General features: G+C 72.4%; 1 pseudogene. It reads left to right on the plus strand.

Going from position 1 to position 602, the window contains the following annotated elements:
• Nucleotides 1-254: 254 nt before the first annotated feature.
• Nucleotides 255-602, plus strand: a pseudogene (locus tag BFF77_RS32240) (ferric reductase); the annotation flags it as partial.

The raw sequence follows: 602 nt of genomic DNA on the forward strand, positions 1-602 counted from the left end.
CGCAGCAGATCCGGCCGGGGCGATGAAGCGCATCCTGACCTGGGCGGATCCGCGCCGCGCGCCGCATCTCGCGATCGGCACGTCGTCCGGCAGGACCGCCGTCACCGCCGTGCGGCCGTAGTTCCTTTCCGGCCGAAGAGCGAACTCCTCGCCGCGTCACGCCACTTCGTTGAACCCTCCGTCGCTCAAATCCGTATCGGCGGGCACGGCGGAAGGTGAGGAGCGGTCCCGTGGCGAGGAGCAGTCCCGTGGCGATGTTGCACAACGGTCGGGCCGCCAGACGGCAGACCATGCGGGCGATCCGCCCGCGGCGGTCGGGCGCGCTGCCGCTGCTCGTGCTGTGCTGGGCGGGCGCGGCGGCCGTCATGGCGCTGTGGTGGCAGAACACCCCGGTCGTCCATGTGGATCTCGCCGAGTGGCTGCTCGGAGCCGGCCGGCTGACCGGGCTGCTCGGCGGTTACGCGATCGCCCTCGTGGTGGTGCTGATGGCGCGGGTGCCGGCGCTGGAGCGGCGCGTGGGATCCGACCGGGTGACGCGCTGGCACTCGATGTGCGGGCGGTACGCGGTCGGTCTGGTGATCGCCCATGTCCCGCTGACCGTC

Source organism: Streptomyces lushanensis, assembly GCF_001700515.1.
GTDB lineage: Bacteria > Actinomycetota > Actinomycetes > Streptomycetales > Streptomycetaceae > Streptomyces > Streptomyces lushanensis.